This is a genomic window from Citrobacter freundii complex sp. CFNIH2 (assembly GCF_002880615.1).
Taxonomy (GTDB): Bacteria; Pseudomonadota; Gammaproteobacteria; order Enterobacterales; family Enterobacteriaceae; genus Citrobacter_A; species Citrobacter_A amalonaticus_F.
Genome location: NZ_CP025757.1, coordinates 152,721 through 169,185 on the forward strand (window position 1 = coordinate 152,721; position 16,465 = coordinate 169,185).

Sequence of the window (16,465 nt, forward strand, 5' to 3'; positions counted from 1 at the left end):
TTTTCGGTAAATGCCGCGTGCAAACGTGGCATCCTTGCGCCAGACTTTGTACAATGCAACGCCCCGGATGAGCACTGCTTACCGGGGCGTTTTTTTTCAACCTCCCATGGGCCATAACGTGTAACAACGAGGCCGGAAAAAATTATGTCTGAATTAGTTAACACTTCCGAAATCATCACCCCTGCGGTTCCTGCGAAAAATGGCAAAATCAACCTGCTGGATCTGAACCGTCAGCAGATGCGCGAATTCTTTAAAGAGATGGGTGAGAAGCCGTTTCGCGCTGACCAGGTGATGAAATGGATGTACCACTATTGCAGCGACAACTTTGATGAGATGACTGACATCAACAAAGTGTTGCGTAACAAGCTCAAAGAGGTGGCGGAAATCCGCGCACCGGAAGTGGTTGAAGAACAGCGCTCCTCCGATGGCACCATCAAATGGGCGATTGCCGTGGGCGATCAGCGCGTCGAAACGGTGTATATCCCGGAAGAGGATCGCGCCACGCTGTGCGTCTCTTCGCAGGTGGGGTGTGCGCTGGAATGCAAATTCTGTTCAACCGCACAGCAGGGTTTTAACCGTAACCTGCGCGTTTCTGAAATTATTGGTCAGGTCTGGCGTGCGGCGAAAATTGTTGGCGCGGCGAAAATCACCGGTCAGCGTCCAATCACCAATGTGGTGATGATGGGAATGGGTGAACCGCTGCTCAACCTGACTAACGTCGTGCCGGCCATGGAAATCATGCTTGATGATTTCGGCTTCGGTTTGTCCAAGCGTCGCGTCACGCTGTCGACTTCCGGCGTCGTGCCTGCGCTCGACAAATTAGGTGACATGATTGACGTCGCGCTGGCGATCTCGCTGCACGCGCCGAATGACGAAATTCGTGACGAAATTGTGCCAATCAACAAAAAGTACAATATCGAAACCTTCCTGGGCGCGGTGCGCCGCTATCTGGAGAAATCCAATGCCAACCAGGGACGCGTCACCATCGAATACGTCATGCTGGATCACGTTAACGATGGCACAGAGCATGCGCATCAACTGGCGGAGTTGTTGAAAGACACGCCTTGTAAAATCAACCTGATCCCATGGAACCCGTTCCCGGGGGCGCCTTATGGACGTAGTTCTAATAGCCGTATTGACCGTTTCTCTAAGGTGCTGATGAGCTACGGCTTTACCACCATTGTGCGTAAAACGCGCGGTGATGATATTGACGCTGCCTGCGGACAACTGGCGGGGGAGGTGATCGACCGGACTAAACGTACGCTACGTAAGCGTATGCAGGGTGAGGCTATCGACGTTAAAACCGTCTGATGCGCAATGCGCCACAGCCGTATTTTTGTGCTGTGGCGCAGTGTAATTTGCATGAGGGCCTGGGTTGTACTTGTCCGGTCAATAATAACGGTGCGTTTTTGTCGACTTTAAGGCAGTATGTACGGCGCGACAATAGTTTAGCCCTCAGGCTTAAGCTGTTTTTGTTAAGAGTCAGCAGAGAGGTTTATACTGTTTGACTCAGGTTGACTGAACCGATTTTCGCGGTGTGGGTGGGCATTGTGACTCGCCGGCGCCTGAACCCTAATTTTCACCAGCAGCTGTAGCGAATGAATACTGAAGCCACTCACGACCAACATGAAGCACAATCCACCGGCGTTCGCCTACGCAATGCCCGTGAACAACTCGGACTCAGCCAGCAGGCTGTCGCTGAGCGACTTTGCCTGAAGGTATCCACCGTACGCGACATTGAAGACGATAAGGCGCCTGCCGACCTGGCTTCAACGTTCCTGCGCGGATACATTCGCTCTTATGCACGTCTGGTCCATATTCCTGAAGAAGAACTGTTACCGGCTCTGGAGAAACAGGCGCCGGTTCGTGCGGCGAAAGTGGCACCGATGCAGAGCTTCTCATTAGGCAAACGTCGTAGAAAGCGCGATGGCTGGTTGATGACGTTTACCTGGCTGGTGCTGTTTGTGGTGGTTGGCCTGACGGGCGCATGGTGGTGGCAAAACCACAAAGCGCAGCAGGAAGAGATCTCCACGATGGCCGATCAATCCTCTGCTGAGCTGAACGCCAACAGCGAAAACACGCAAAGCGTGCCGCTGGATACCAGCGCGACGGCAACGCAGGACAACACGCCTGCGGCCACCGGTCCGGCGGAGACGGCGCAAACGCCTGCGCCGACGACGGCTCCTGCGGTTGACTCGCAGCAGAACGCCGTGGTCGCCCCTTCTCAGGCCAACGTTGATACCGCAACAACCTCTCCTGCGACACCGGCAACGCCGGATGGCGCGGCACCGTTGCCGACCAATCAGGCGGGTGTGGAAGCCGCTGCCGATCCAAACGCACTGGTGATGAATTTTACCGCCGATTGCTGGCTGGAAGTGAGCGATGCGACGGGCAAAAAGCTGTTCAGCGGAATGCAGCGTAAAGATGGCAATTTAAACCTGACCGGTCAGGCGCCTTACAAGCTTAAAATTGGCGCGCCGGCTGCGGTGCAGATCCAGTATCAAGGAAAACCTGTCGATCTGAGCCGTTTTATCAGAACTAACCAGGTTGCGCGTCTGACCCTAAATGCCGAACAATCACCGGCGCAGTAATAGACGGGTAACGCGGGAGATTTTTCATGCATAACCAGGCTCCAATTCAACGTAGAAAATCAACGCGTATTTACGTTGGGAATGTGCCGATTGGCGATGGGGCACCCATCGCCGTCCAGTCGATGACCAACACGCGGACCACGGATGTGGAAGCGACGGTTAATCAGATCAAAGCGCTGGAACGCGTTGGCGCTGACATTGTTCGTGTCTCCGTACCAACGATGGATGCCGCAGAAGCCTTCAAACTGATCAAGCAACAGGTTTCTGTTCCGCTGGTCGCCGATATTCACTTCGACTACCGTATTGCACTCAAAGTGGCGGAGTACGGTGTTGACTGCCTGCGTATTAATCCAGGCAACATCGGCAATGAAGAGCGTATCCGCATGGTGGTGGATTGCGCACGTGATAAAAATATCCCAATTCGTATCGGTGTTAACGCCGGATCGCTGGAAAAAGATCTGCAGGAAAAGTACGGCGAACCTACGCCGCAGGCCTTGCTGGAATCGGCCATGCGCCATGTGGATCATCTCGATCGTCTGAACTTTGATCAGTTCAAGGTCAGCGTAAAAGCGTCTGACGTTTTCCTCGCCGTTGAATCCTATCGTCTGCTGGCGAAGCAAATCGATCAACCACTGCATTTAGGGATCACCGAAGCCGGTGGTGCGCGCAGTGGTGCGGTGAAATCGGCAATCGGTCTTGGCCTGCTGCTGTCCGAAGGAATTGGCGATACGCTGCGCGTTTCGCTGGCTGCCGATCCGGTGGAAGAGATTAAGGTTGGCTTCGATATCCTGAAGTCTCTGCGCATTCGTGCTCGCGGGATCAACTTCATCGCCTGTCCGACCTGTTCGCGTCAGGAATTTGACGTGATTGGTACGGTTAACGCATTGGAACAGCGTCTGGAAGACATCATTACGCCTATGGATGTATCCATTATTGGCTGCGTGGTTAACGGACCGGGCGAAGCGCTGGTCTCCACGTTGGGCGTAACCGGCGGCAATAAGAAAAGTGGTCTCTATGAAGATGGCGTGCGTAAAGATCGTCTGGACAATAGCGATATGATTGACCAGCTTGAAGCCCGTATCCGCGCCAAAGCGACGATGCTCGACGAAGCGCAGCGGATTAACGTGCAGCAGGTTGAAAAATAATAACGTGATGGGAAGCGGCGTGCTTCCCGTGTATGATTGAACCCGCATGGCTCCCGTATCGCTCGGGGAAGCGCTGAGGGTTCATTTTTATATTCAGAAAGAGAATAAACGTGGCAAAAAACATTCAAGCCATTCGCGGCATGAACGATTATCTGCCTGGCGAGACCGCCATCTGGCAGCGCATTGAAGGCACACTCAAAAACGTGCTCGGCAGCTACGGTTACAGTGAAATCCGCTTGCCGATTGTAGAGCAGACCCCGTTATTCAAACGCGCGATCGGTGAAGTGACCGACGTGGTTGAAAAAGAGATGTATACCTTTGAGGACCGCAATGGCGATAGCCTGACGCTGCGTCCGGAAGGCACGGCGGGCTGTGTACGCGCCGGCATCGAGCATGGTCTCCTGTACAATCAGGAACAGCGCCTGTGGTATATCGGGCCGATGTTCCGCCACGAGCGTCCGCAGAAAGGGCGCTATCGTCAGTTTCATCAGTTGGGTGTCGAAGCCTTTGGTCTGCAAGGGCCGGATATTGATGCCGAACTGATCATGTTAACCGCACGCTGGTGGCGCGCGCTGGGTATCGCTGAGCATGTCAATCTGGAGCTGAACTCCATTGGCTCGCTGGACGCGCGTGCAAACTACCGCGATGCGCTGGTGGCGTTCCTTGAACAGCACGTTGAGAAACTGGACGAAGACTGCAAACGTCGCATGTACTCCAACCCATTGCGCGTACTGGATTCAAAGAATCCTGACGTGCAGGCGTTGCTCAACGATGCACCTCAGCTTGGCGATTATCTGGATGACGATTCCCGCGAACACTTTGCGGGTCTGTGCAAACTGCTGGAAGCCGCTGGCATTGCCTACACCGTCAACCAGCGTCTGGTTCGTGGTCTCGACTACTATAACCGTACGGTGTTTGAGTGGGTCACCAGCAGTCTGGGTTCGCAAGGCACCGTCTGTGCGGGCGGTCGTTATGACGGACTGGTTGAGCAACTCGGCGGTCGCGCGACCCCGGGAGTGGGTTTTGCAATGGGCCTGGAACGACTTGTTTTACTGGTTCAGGCAGTGAATCCGGAATTTAAAGCCGATTCTGTTGTCGATATATACCTGGTCGCTTCAGGCGCGGATACGCAGTCTGCGGCAATGACACTGGCCGAGCGCGTGCGTGATGAAATCCCGGGCGTGAAGCTGATGACAAACCACGGCGGCGGCAACTTTAAGAAACAGTTTGCCCGAGCTGATAAATGGGGCGCCCGCGTTGCACTGGTGCTTGGCGAGTCCGAAGTGGCTGCTGGTACCGTTGTAGTGAAGGATTTGCGCTCCGGTGAGCAAACCGAGGTGGCACAGGATAGCGTTGCCGCCCATTTGCGCACGTTAATGGCTTAAGGAGAAGGACTGCGTGGAAATTTACGAGAACGAAAACGACCAGGTTGATGCGATTAAACGCTTCTTTGCCGAAAACGGCAAAGCTCTGGCTGTTGGGGTTATTTTAGGTGTTGGTGCGCTGGTAGGCTGGCGCTACTGGAACAGTCATCAGACTGAGTCCGCACGCTCTGCTTCTCTATCATATCAAACCGTGGTGAGTTCGCTCAGCGCGGGTAAAGCGGAAGACCTGTCAGCCGCAGAGAAATTTGCTGCCGACAATAAGAACACCTACGGCGCGTTAGCGTCGATGGAACTGGCGCAGCAGTTTGTCGATCAGAATCAACTTGAGAAAGCCGCAGCCCAGCTTCAGCAGGGACTGGCCGCCACGAGTGATGAGAATCTTAACGCGGTGATCACGCTGCGTCTTGCTCGCGTTCAGGTTCAACTCAAGCAGGCGGATACGGCGCTGAAAACCCTGGAGAGCGTGAAGGGTGAAGGATGGGCAGCGATTGTTGCCGATCTGCGCGGCGAAGCGTTGCTGAGCAAAGGTGATAAACAAGGTGCGCGTAGTGCGTGGGAAGCGGGCGTGAAAAGTAACGCCTCCCCGGCACTGAGCGAAATGATGCAGATGAAAATCAATAATTTGTCCATCTGAGAGGGACCCGATGCAATTGCGTAAATTACTTCTGCCAGGGCTGCTTTCCGTTACCCTGTTGAGCGGCTGTTCACTGTTTAGTGGCGAAGAAGACGTTGTTAAAATGTCCCCATTACCGGTGGTTGAAAATCAGTTTACCCCGTCTACAGCCTGGAGCACGTCTGTAGGCAATGGTATCGGTGATTTCTATTCCAACCTCCACCCGGCGTATGCCGATAACGTGGTCTACGCAGCCGATCGCGCTGGCGTGGTGAAAGCGTTAAATGCTGATGACGGAAAAGAAGTCTGGTCGGTTAACCTGGGTGAGAAAGATGGCTGGTTCTCACGCTCGTCAGCGCAGTTGTCTGGCGGCGTAACGGTTGCAGGCGGTCACGTCTATATCGGCAGCGAAAAAGCGCAGGTTTATGCGCTGAACGCGGCGGACGGTACGGTTGCATGGCAAACCAAAGTGGCGGGCGAAGCGCTCTCCCGTCCGGTAGTTAGCGACGGCATGGTGCTGATTCATACCAGCAACGGTCAGTTGCAGGCACTGAATGAAGCCGATGGCGCCATTAAGTGGACCGTGAACCTGGATATGCCTTCGCTGTCCCTGCGTGGCGAATCTGCGCCGGCAACCGCCTTTGGCGCGGCCATTGTCGGTGGCGATAACGGCCGCGTGAGCGCCGTATTGATGCAGCAAGGCCAGATGATCTGGCAGCAGCGTATTTCTCAGGCGACCGGTTCTACTGAGATTGACCGTCTGAGCGATGTGGACACCACCCCGGTAATCGTTAATGGCGTCGTTTACGCCCTGGCTTATAATGGTAACCTGACTGCGCTGGATCTGCGCAGCGGTCAGATCATGTGGAAACGTGAACTGGGCTCGGTGAATGACTTTATCGTCGATGGCAACCGTATCTACCTGGTGGATCAGAATGACCGCGTACTGGCGCTGACTACCGATGGCGGCGTCACGCTGTGGACGCAGAGCGATCTGCTGCACCGTCTGCTGACTTCCCCGGCGTTGTATAATGGCAACCTGGTGGTGGGTGACAGCGAAGGTTATCTGCACTGGCTTAACGTCGAAGACGGCCGTTTTGTGGCTCAGCAGAAAGTAGACAGCTCTGGCTTCCTGACCGAACCGGTCTCTGCCGATGGCAAACTGCTGATCCAGGCCAAAGACGGTACCGTGTATTCCATTACACGTTAATCGTCCTGGTCGTACGCTTTAAAAAACGGCTCCTGGTGCAGGGGCCGTTTTCCTGTTTTTAACAACGGCGCAAAAATCGCGTCTGTTGTCTGATGATTTTTAAAATGAGGCTTTAAACATGGTACCTGTGGTCGCGCTTGTCGGGCGCCCTAACGTCGGAAAATCCACGTTATTTAACCGTCTAACTCGCACCCGAGATGCGCTGGTTGCGGATTTCCCGGGTCTGACTCGTGACCGTAAGTACGGTCGTGCGGAGATTGAAGGTCGTGAGTTTATCTGCATCGATACCGGCGGGATTGATGGCACCGAAGATGGCGTAGAAACCCGCATGGCGGAACAGTCGCTGCTGGCGATTGAAGAGGCGGATGTGGTGCTGTTCATGGTGGATGCGCGTGCTGGCCTGATGCCTGCCGATGAAGCTATCGCCCAGCATTTACGCTCTCGTGAAAAACCGACGTTCCTGGTTGCCAACAAAACGGACGGACTCGATCCGGATCAGGCCATCGTTGATTTCTACTCGCTGGGTCTGGGGGAGATTCATCCGATCGCCGCGTCTCATGGCCGTGGCGTGCTCAGTCTGCTGGAACACGTCCTGCTGCCGTGGATGGACGATGCCGCGCCGCAGGAAGAGGTGGATGAAGACGCCGAATACTGGGCGCAGTTTGAAGCCGACGAGAACGGTGAAGAAGAGCCCGAAGATGACTTCAATCCGCAGGATCTGCCGATTAAGCTGGCGATTGTCGGTCGTCCGAACGTCGGTAAGTCCACACTGACTAACCGTATCCTGGGTGAAGATCGCGTGGTGGTTTATGACATGCCAGGCACCACCCGTGACAGTATTTATATCCCGATGGAACGCGATGAGCGCGAATACGTGCTCATCGATACTGCCGGGGTGCGTAAGCGCGGCAAAATCACCGATGCGGTGGAAAAGTTCTCGGTTATCAAAACATTGCAGGCGATTGAAGACGCTAACGTGGTGATGCTGGTGATTGATGCCCGCGAAGGTATCTCTGATCAGGATCTGTCGCTGCTGGGTTTTATCCTCAATAGTGGGCGCTCACTTGTCATCGTAGTGAACAAGTGGGATGGCCTGACTCAGGAAGTGAAAGAGCAGGTGAAAGAAACGCTGGACTTCCGTCTGGGCTTTATCGATTTCGCGCGCGTGCATTTTATCTCTGCGCTGCATGGCAGCGGTGTTGGCAATCTGTTTGAATCCGTCCGCGAAGCCTATGACAGCTCCACCCGTCGCGTTAGCACGGCGATGCTGACCCGTATCATGACGATGGCGGTCGAAGATCATCAGCCGCCGCTGGTCCGTGGTCGTCGCGTGAAACTGAAATATGCTCACGCGGGGGGCTATAACCCGCCGATTGTGGTGATTCACGGTAACCAGGTTAAAGACCTGCCGGATTCCTATAAGCGCTACCTGATGAACTACTTCCGTAAATCGCTGGAAGTGATGGGGACGCCGATCCGCATTCAGTTTAAAGAGGGCGAGAACCCGTATGCCAACAAGCGCAATACGCTGACGCCGACCCAGATGCGCAAGCGTAAGCGTCTGATTAAACACATCAAGAAAAGTAAGTAATAACTTATCTGCCATTCAGATAACGCCTAAAAGCCCGCGACCGTCGGGCTTTTTGATGTCTGTATCTTCAGGACAGAACGTCCTGGTCATTGGCATCCTCTTCAGCAGAAGAGGAGAGTGAAGGAGGTGATATGGAACTGATTTGCCCTGTTTGTCAAAACTTGCTGGAACGCAATGGAGAAACGGCCCATTGCGCGACCTGCGATACAGATTTTACCGTTGAAGCGCGATGCCCGGATTGCCACCAGCCGCTACAGGTGTTGAAAGCTTGTGGCGCGGTGGATTATTTTTGCCAGAATGGCCACGGGCTGATTTCCAAAAAACGCGTTGAGTTTACGCTGCCTGACGCGTGACCGGACGTTGCTCAGTTTCTGCCAGAGGCTGAGCCACTTACTTGCGGGCGCGCTTCTTCACCGGTTTAATATCAGTGACCTGACTCTCCACCCAGCCGTCTTCCAGTCGGGTGGTCATCACATCACCCGTTTTCACCTGTTTCACTTTTTTCAGCACTTTGCCATCGTTGGCGGTAGAGACGCTGTAGCCACGTGCCAGGGTTGAGAGTGGGCTGACCGCTTCCAGATGTGTTACCGCATTGCCAAAGCGTTCCCGCGTGGCGCTCAGACGGGAACGCACATTCTCCGCCAGCCGATATTCCAGTTGCTGAATGCGGGTTTGCGCGCGGTGAATGCGCGGTTGCGGATTTTGCTGGTTCAGGCGTTGCAGCAGACGGGATTGCCGCTGGCTGGTGCGCTTCAACTGGCCGTCGATGGCCACGTTCATGCGCTGATGCAACCTCTCCAGTGCCGTTTGCTGACGAGCGAGACGCAGCTGCGGATGTTGCTGTTGCAGGCGATGATAAATCTGGGTGAATCGACGGCTGCGGTTCGCCAGAAAGTAATCCATCGCCATGCCGAGACGCTGCTGTGCAGACAGGATCTGACGCAGCAACTCCTGCTGATTTCGGCTGATCATTTCAGCGGCGGCCGAAGGCGTCGGCGCACGCAGGTCGGCAATAAAATCGGCAATAGTGACATCCGTTTCGTGGCCGACGGCGCTGACTACCGGGATCGCGCTGGCAAAAATAGCCCGTGCGACGCGCTCGTCGTTAAAGCTCCATAAATCTTCCAGCGAACCGCCGCCGCGCCCGACGATCAGGACATCACACTCCTGGCGCGCATTCGCCAGTTCAATTGCGCGGACAATTTGCCCCGGTGCGTCGTCACCCTGGACGGCGGTCGGATAGATGATAACCGGTAAAGAGGGATCGCGACGTTTCAGGACATGGAGAATATCGTGCAGCGCGGCCCCGGTTTTTGAGGTAACCACCCCCACGCAGTGGGCAGGAGAGGGAAGCGGCTGCTTATGCTGCTGATCAAAAAGCCCTTCAGCCTGTAGTTTAGCTTTTAATTGTTCATACTTTTGCTGGAGCAGACCTTCACCGGCAGGCTGCATGCTTTCGACGATAATTTGATAGTCGCCGCGCGGCTCGTACAGGGTGATATTGGCGCGAACCAGAACCTGCTGGCCGTGCTGAGGGCGAAAGGTCACCCGACGATTGCTGTTGCGGAACATTGCACAGCGGACTTGTGCCGTGTCATCTTTCAGCGTGAAGTACCAGTGCCCCGATGACGGCTGCGAGAAATTGGAAATCTCGCCGCTGATCCAGACCTGTCCCATCTCCTGTTCTAACAGCAGACGAACCGTCTGATTAAGGCGGCTAACAGTAAAAATTGCGGAGGTCTGAGAGGATAACATGTGAGCGGGATCAAATTCTAAATCAGCAGGTTATTCAATCGATAGTAACCCGCCTGAGCAGGAGCGCAAGCATTATTTGCAAAAAAGTGTGGATGCAACCGATTACGCTCTGTATAATGCCACGGCAATATTTATCCACCCCCAGGTTAGAGATATTGCCCATGCTACGTATTGCTAAAGAAGCTTTGACGTTTGACGACGTTCTCCTCGTTCCCGCTCATTCCACCGTTCTGCCGAATACTGCTGACCTCAGCACGCAGTTGACGAAAACCATTCGTCTGAACATTCCTATGCTCTCCGCAGCGATGGATACCGTGACTGAAGCGCGCCTCGCGATTGCGCTGGCACAGGAAGGCGGCATCGGTTTTATCCATAAAAACATGTCGATTGAGCGTCAGGCAGAAGAAGTTCGCCGCGTGAAAAAACATGAATCTGGCGTAGTAACTGACCCGCAAACCGTTCTGCCGACGACCACTCTGCGTGAAGTGAAAGAACTGACCGAACGCAATGGCTTTGCAGGCTACCCGGTCGTGACGCAAGACAATGAGTTGGTCGGGATCATCACCGGTCGTGACGTGCGTTTTGTAACCGACCTGAGCCAACCGGTCAGCGTTTACATGACGCCGAAAGAGCGTCTGGTCACCGTTCGCGAAGGCGAAGCGCGTGACGTCGTGCTGGCAAAAATGCACGAGAAACGCGTTGAGAAAGCGCTGGTTGTTGATGACAGCTTCCATCTGCTTGGCATGATCACCGTAAAAGACTTCCAGAAAGCCGAACGTAAACCGAACTCCTGTAAAGATGAGCATGGCCGTCTGCGCGTTGGCGCTGCGGTTGGCGCAGGCGCGGGCAACGAAGAGCGTGTTGATGCGCTGGTCGCGGCTGGTGTTGATGTGCTGCTGATCGACTCTTCTCACGGCCATTCAGAAGGCGTTTTGCAGCGCATTCGTGAAACCCGCGCGAAATACCCGGATCTGCAAATCATTGGCGGTAACGTGGCGACCGGTGCAGGCGCTCGTGCCCTGGCGGACGCTGGCGTGAGCGCGGTGAAAGTGGGTATCGGCCCAGGCTCCATCTGTACCACGCGTATCGTGACTGGCGTGGGTGTTCCGCAGATCACCGCAGTGTCTGATGCTGTTGAAGCGCTGGAAGGCATGGGTATTCCGGTTATCGCTGACGGCGGTATCCGTTTCTCTGGCGATATCGCCAAAGCCATCGCGGCTGGCGCAAGCGCAGTGATGGTGGGCTCCATGCTGGCGGGCACGGAAGAATCCCCGGGTGAAATCGAACTTTACCAGGGGCGCTCTTACAAATCCTACCGTGGTATGGGCTCTCTGGGCGCGATGTCCAAAGGTTCTTCTGACCGTTACTTCCAGAGCGATAACGCCGCTGACAAACTGGTGCCGGAAGGTATCGAAGGTCGCGTTGCCTATAAAGGCCGCCTGAAAGAGATCATTCACCAGCAGATGGGCGGCCTGCGCTCCTGTATGGGGCTGACTGGCTGTGGTACTATCAACGAATTGCGTACTAAAGCGGAATTCGTACGTATCAGTGGTGCGGGTATTCAGGAAAGCCACGTTCACGACGTGACCATCACCAAAGAGTCCCCGAACTACCGTATGGGCTCCTGATAAGTTTCCGCGCCCGGTTTTAACCGGGCGTTTTGTTATTGTTTCACTTGCCTCGGAATTAGCGTCAATGACAGACAATATTCACAAGCATCGCATTCTCATCCTTGATTTCGGATCGCAGTACACACAGCTGGTTGCACGTCGCGTGCGTGAACTGGGCGTTTACTGTGAACTGTGGGCGTGGGATGTGACTGAAGCACAGATTCGCGAGTTTAATCCTAGCGGTATCATTCTTTCCGGCGGCCCGGAAAGTACCACGGAAGAAAACAGCCCGCGTGCACCGCAATACGTTTTCGAAGCCGGTGTTCCGGTATTCGGCGTATGCTACGGCATGCAGACGATGGCGATGCAGTTGGGCGGTCATGTTGAAGGTTCGACTGAGCGTGAGTTCGGCTACGCGCAGGTTGAAGTTGTAACCGACAGCGCGCTGGTTCGCGGTATCGAGGACTCCCTGACCGCAGACGGCAAACCGCTGTTGGACGTGTGGATGAGCCACGGCGATAAAGTGACGGCGATCCCGTCCGATTTCGTCACTGTTGCCAGCACCGAAAGCTGCCCGTTTGCCATTATGGCGAACGAAGAAAAACGCTTTTACGGCGTTCAGTTCCACCCGGAAGTGACCCACACCCGTCAGGGGATGCGCATGCTGGAGCGTTTTGTCCGCGACATCTGCCAGTGTGAAGCGCTGTGGACGCCGGCAAAAATCATCGACGACGCCGTTGAGCGTATCCGCCAGCAGGTGGGCGATGACAAAGTGATCCTCGGCCTTTCCGGTGGCGTGGACTCTTCCGTCACGGCGATGCTGCTGCACCGTGCGATCGGTAAAAACCTGACCTGTGTCTTCGTCGATAACGGTCTGCTGCGTCTGAATGAAGCCGAGCAGGTGATGGATATGTTCGGTGATCACTTTGGTCTGAACATTGTTCACGTTCCGGCTGAAGAGCGCTTCCTGACCGCGCTGAAAGGCGAGAACGATCCGGAAGCGAAACGTAAGATCATTGGCCGCGTCTTTGTTGAAGTCTTCGACGAAGAAGCGCTGAAGCTGGAAGATGTGAAATGGCTGGCGCAGGGCACCATCTACCCGGACGTGATTGAATCTGCCGCTTCTGCGACCGGTAAAGCGCACGTCATCAAATCTCACCACAACGTAGGCGGTCTGCCAAAAGAGATGAAGATGGGTCTGGTTGAGCCGCTGAAAGAGCTGTTCAAAGACGAAGTGCGTAAAATTGGTCTGGAGCTGGGCCTGCCGTACGACATGCTTTACCGTCACCCGTTCCCGGGGCCGGGTCTGGGCGTACGCGTGCTGGGCGAAGTGAAGAAAGAGTATTGCGACCTGCTGCGTCGTGCGGACGCTATCTTCATTGAAGAACTGCACAAAGCCGATCTGTACAACAAAGTGAGTCAGGCGTTCACCGTATTCCTGCCGGTTCGTTCTGTTGGTGTGATGGGTGATGGCCGTAAATACGACTGGGTGGTTTCTCTGCGTGCGGTTGAAACCATTGACTTCATGACCGCGCATTGGGCGCACCTGTCGTATGACTTCCTGGGCCGTGTGTCTAACCGTATCATCAACGAAGTGAATGGTATTTCACGCGTCGTGTATGACATCAGCGGCAAGCCGCCAGCCACGATCGAGTGGGAATAATCTCCCCCACGCGTCACTGACGTATAATCAATAAAACCCTCTGTTTATACAGGGGGTTTTTGTTTTATTCGGGCGTATAAAAGACCAAATGGCGTCTGTCAGGAATAAAAGGATTAACGTTGAGCAGGCGTTTCGACAGAAAGAGTGGACTGTTGCGCGTCTTTTTTGTCCTGATGATGATGCCAGGCACCGATAGAAGAGTAGACAAAGCGTCCAAAGAAGAAGATAAAGCTGATAAGCAATACGATACGGGTCATGCGACTGTTAAATCGATGTCGTTTTCGCATACTGGTTGCCTGACTCACAAAAGGTTCCTTAAGGGATGCCCATACGGGCGACAGATACATTAAGGCACACTGTGTCAGATGGGTCAATTCTTGATGATGTAAAATTGCGTCAGTTGAACCATATCTCGTTGTTATGAAGAATAATGATATTATTTACATTAATAATGTGAAAATGATAACACCGTGAAATAAAGGTAATAATTGATTAATGGGGACTGTATTATTTGATATACGTCAAAAATAACTTCCTGTTGATAACTAAAATCTGTGCGACATGTATGGTGAGTTTTTCATCTTAATTTTGACGTCAGGTGGGATGCCTGTCTGATACAACCCCTTCAGGATCCAGGGGTTCCGCTGAGCATCTATGCGACTGAATAAAAGTTATATTGCAATCAGAGATAAGTGGTGGGGACTGCCTCTGGTTTTGCCTTCCCTGTTTTTACCGCTCGTGAGCCATACGAATACCTATGCGCATGTGGCCACCGGGGATGTCATCCTTTTCTACTTACCGTTATCGCTCATGATGAGCCTGATGATCTTTTTCGGTTGGGCGGCATTACCCGGTATTGTTCTGGCGGTTTTTATTCGCAAATATCCGCAGGTAGGGCTGGCGGAAACGTTGCCTGTTATTGCGCATTTTCTTATTGCTGTGGTGCTGAGTTGGGGCGGTTACCGTGTCTTTACGCCCCGGCGTAACAACATCTCGCATGGTGACGCGCAGCTGGTCTTCCCTCGCATTTTTTGGCAAGTTTTTTGTCCCGCCACGCTATTTCTGGTGCTTTTCCAGTTCGCGGCCTTTGTGGGGATGTATGAAAGTAAGTTGAGCTTAATGGGGGGAACACCATTTAACATCAACGCATTAATAAACTACCAGGGCATTCTGGTGGGCAATTTGATTGGTGTACCGCTCTTCTACTTTCTTATTCGCGTTATTCGTAACCCGCTGCATTTGCGCGGTTATTATTCACAGTTAAAGTTACAGTTTGATGCCAAGGCCTCGCAAAAAGAGGTCATTATTTGGTTGCTGGTATTGTCCGCATTAATGTCTTTGCTTTGTATGCCATTGAATGAAAATAGTTCAATATTCAGCACAAACTATACTATGTCATTATTACTCCCGGTTATGTTATGGGGAGCGATGCGTTATGGTTATCGATTCATATCACTGCTGTGGGCGCCAGTTTTAATTATTGCGATTCATAATTACAGAAGTTATACGCCCTATTATTCAGGTTATGATGTACAACTGGCGATTACCTCTTCCAGTTTCATGGTTTTTTCTTTTATTGTGAATTACATGGCGGTGTTGGCGACGCGTCAGCGGATTGTGAGCGGTCGTGCCCGACGGCTTGCGTTTCTTGATCCGGTTGTCCATCTTCCCAATCTTCGCGCGCTCAACCGTGCGCTGAGAAATACGCCCTGGTCAGCGTTGTGTTTTCTGCGCGTTCCTGAACTCGAGTTTCTCGTTAAAAATTACGGAATAATGCTGCGTATCCAGTACAAGCAACAGCTCTCCCACTGGATTGCCGAAAAGCTGGGGCCTGATGAACATGTTTATCAAATGTCCGGGCCTGACCTGCTGCTACGCTTAAATACAGAGTCGCATCAGCAACGCATTGACGATCTGGATGAGCATATCAAGACGTTCCGCTTTGTCTGGGATGGCATGACGTTCCTGCCGCAGGTGGGGATGAGCTATTGCTATGTGCGTTCCCCGGTAAATCACATTTACCTGTTGCTGGGGGAGTTGAGCACTACGGCTGAGCTGTCCATCATGACCAACACGCCGGAAAATTTAGAGCGTAGTGGTGCCATGAACATGCAGCGTAATCTGCGAGACAAAGTCGCGATGATGAACCGGTTACAGCATGCGCTGGAACATGACCGTTTTTGTCTGATGGCGCAGCCAATCGAAGGGCTTCGCGGCGATGTTTATCATGAGATTTTACTGCGATTGCTGGATGATGACGGTGGCATGATCAATCCTGATGCCTTCCTGCCCGTCGCGCATGAGTTTGGTCTCTCCTCGAGAATTGATCTCTGGGTTATCGAACACACGTTGCGCTTTATGGCGGAGAATCGCGCGCAGATGCCTGCCCGTCGCTTTGCGCTTAACCTGTCGGCGTCCTCGGTCTGTCGGGCAAAGTTTGCGCAGGATATCAGCAAACTGCTGAGCAAATACCAGATCGAAGCCTGGCAATTGATATTTGAAGTGACAGAAAGTCAGGCGCTGATGAATGCCGGACAGGCGGAGGCAACGCTGCAAAATCTGCAACAACTGGGCTGCCAAATCGCTATTGATGATTTCGGTACGGGTTACGCCAGTTATGCAAGGCTGAAAAACGTTAACGCCAATATTCTGAAGATTGACGGTAGTTTCATCCGTAATATCGTTTCGAATAGCCTCGACTATCAGATCGTGGCCTCAATCTGTCATCTGGCGCGTATGAAGAAAATGCAGGTGGTTGCTGAATTTGTCGAAAGCGAGGAGATTCGCCATGCGGCGATCTCACTGGGGATTGACTACATGCAGGGATATTTAATCGGTGTGCCGCAGCCGTTAAGCGATACGCTGAAAGAGCAGGTGCCAGTCACTGGCACCTGAGTGTGCT

At 53.4% G+C, this 16,465-nt stretch carries 13 protein-coding genes; 11 read left to right on the forward strand and 2 right to left on the reverse strand.

Annotation, left to right across the window (positions count from 1 at the left end):
• Positions 1-144: 144 nt before the first annotated feature.
• The 8 genes from WM46_RS00690 (at position 145) to WM46_RS00730 (ending at position 8,888) form a co-directional block, all read left to right on the forward strand.
• On the forward strand, positions 145-1,311 hold the full coding sequence (locus WM46_RS00690) for a bifunctional tRNA (adenosine(37)-C2)-methyltransferase TrmG/ribosomal RNA large subunit methyltransferase RlmN (RefSeq protein WP_102601168.1): 1,167 nt from the start codon (positions 145-147) through the stop codon (positions 1,309-1,311).
• Positions 1,312-1,598: 287 nt separating this feature from the next.
• Entirely contained in the window at positions 1,599-2,591 is a 993-nt protein-coding gene (gene rodZ, locus WM46_RS00700; RefSeq protein ID WP_102601169.1) for a cytoskeleton protein RodZ, read from the forward strand.
• Between the two features lie 26 nt (positions 2,592-2,617).
• The gene (gene ispG / locus WM46_RS00705; RefSeq protein ID WP_042999832.1) at positions 2,618-3,736 is read left to right on the forward strand and encodes a flavodoxin-dependent (E)-4-hydroxy-3-methylbut-2-enyl-diphosphate synthase; all 1,119 of its coding nucleotides are present in this window, start codon (positions 2,618-2,620) and stop codon (positions 3,734-3,736) included.
• Between the two features lie 110 nt (positions 3,737-3,846).
• Positions 3,847-5,121 carry a histidine--tRNA ligase gene (gene hisS, locus WM46_RS00710; protein WP_102601170.1) on the forward strand — a complete coding sequence of 425 codons (1,275 nt, stop codon included), beginning with the start codon at positions 3,847-3,849 and terminating at the stop codon, positions 5,119-5,121.
• A gap of 13 nt (positions 5,122-5,134) precedes the next feature.
• Positions 5,135-5,755: a YfgM family protein gene (locus tag WM46_RS00715; RefSeq protein WP_102601171.1), complete on the forward strand. Its 621-nt coding sequence runs from the start codon at positions 5,135-5,137 to the stop codon at positions 5,753-5,755.
• A gap of 10 nt (positions 5,756-5,765) precedes the next feature.
• The gene (gene bamB / locus WM46_RS00720) at positions 5,766-6,944 is read left to right on the forward strand and encodes an outer membrane protein assembly factor BamB (protein ID WP_042999835.1); all 1,179 of its coding nucleotides are present in this window, start codon (positions 5,766-5,768) and stop codon (positions 6,942-6,944) included.
• Positions 6,945-7,062: 118 nt separating this feature from the next.
• On the forward strand, positions 7,063-8,535 hold the full coding sequence (gene der, locus WM46_RS00725) for a ribosome biogenesis GTPase Der (RefSeq protein WP_061074961.1): 1,473 nt from the start codon (positions 7,063-7,065) through the stop codon (positions 8,533-8,535).
• Positions 8,536-8,666: 131 nt separating this feature from the next.
• Complete coding sequence (locus WM46_RS00730; RefSeq protein ID WP_102601172.1) at positions 8,667-8,888, forward strand: zinc ribbon domain-containing protein; 222 nt, start codon at positions 8,667-8,669, stop codon at positions 8,886-8,888.
• A 37-nt stretch (positions 8,889-8,925) separates the two neighbouring features.
• Here the strand turns inward: WM46_RS00730 and xseA are convergent, their stop codons facing one another.
• Positions 8,926-10,290, reverse strand: a complete 1,365-nt coding sequence (gene xseA / locus WM46_RS00735; RefSeq protein ID WP_102601173.1) for an exodeoxyribonuclease VII large subunit — start codon at positions 10,288-10,290, stop codon at positions 8,926-8,928.
• A gap of 161 nt (positions 10,291-10,451) precedes the next feature.
• Here xseA and guaB point away from each other — a divergent pair, with 161 nt between their 5' ends.
• Entirely contained in the window at positions 10,452-11,918 is a 1,467-nt protein-coding gene (gene guaB, locus WM46_RS00740; protein WP_187394431.1) for an IMP dehydrogenase, read from the forward strand.
• A 67-nt stretch (positions 11,919-11,985) separates the two neighbouring features.
• Positions 11,986-13,563: a glutamine-hydrolyzing GMP synthase gene (gene guaA / locus WM46_RS00745; protein WP_102601174.1), complete on the forward strand. Its 1,578-nt coding sequence runs from the start codon at positions 11,986-11,988 to the stop codon at positions 13,561-13,563.
• A gap of 113 nt (positions 13,564-13,676) precedes the next feature.
• On the opposite strand, the gene WM46_RS00750 is transcribed toward guaA, so the two are convergent.
• Positions 13,677-13,868: a YfgG family protein gene (locus WM46_RS00750; protein WP_042999844.1), complete on the reverse strand. Its 192-nt coding sequence runs from the start codon at positions 13,866-13,868 to the stop codon at positions 13,677-13,679.
• Between the two features lie 349 nt (positions 13,869-14,217).
• Between WM46_RS00750 and WM46_RS00755 the strand changes: the two genes are divergently transcribed.
• Positions 14,218-16,458 carry a sensor domain-containing phosphodiesterase gene (locus WM46_RS00755; RefSeq protein WP_102601175.1) on the forward strand — a complete coding sequence of 747 codons (2,241 nt, stop codon included), beginning with the start codon at positions 14,218-14,220 and terminating at the stop codon, positions 16,456-16,458.
• Positions 16,459-16,465: the final 7 nt, after the last annotated feature.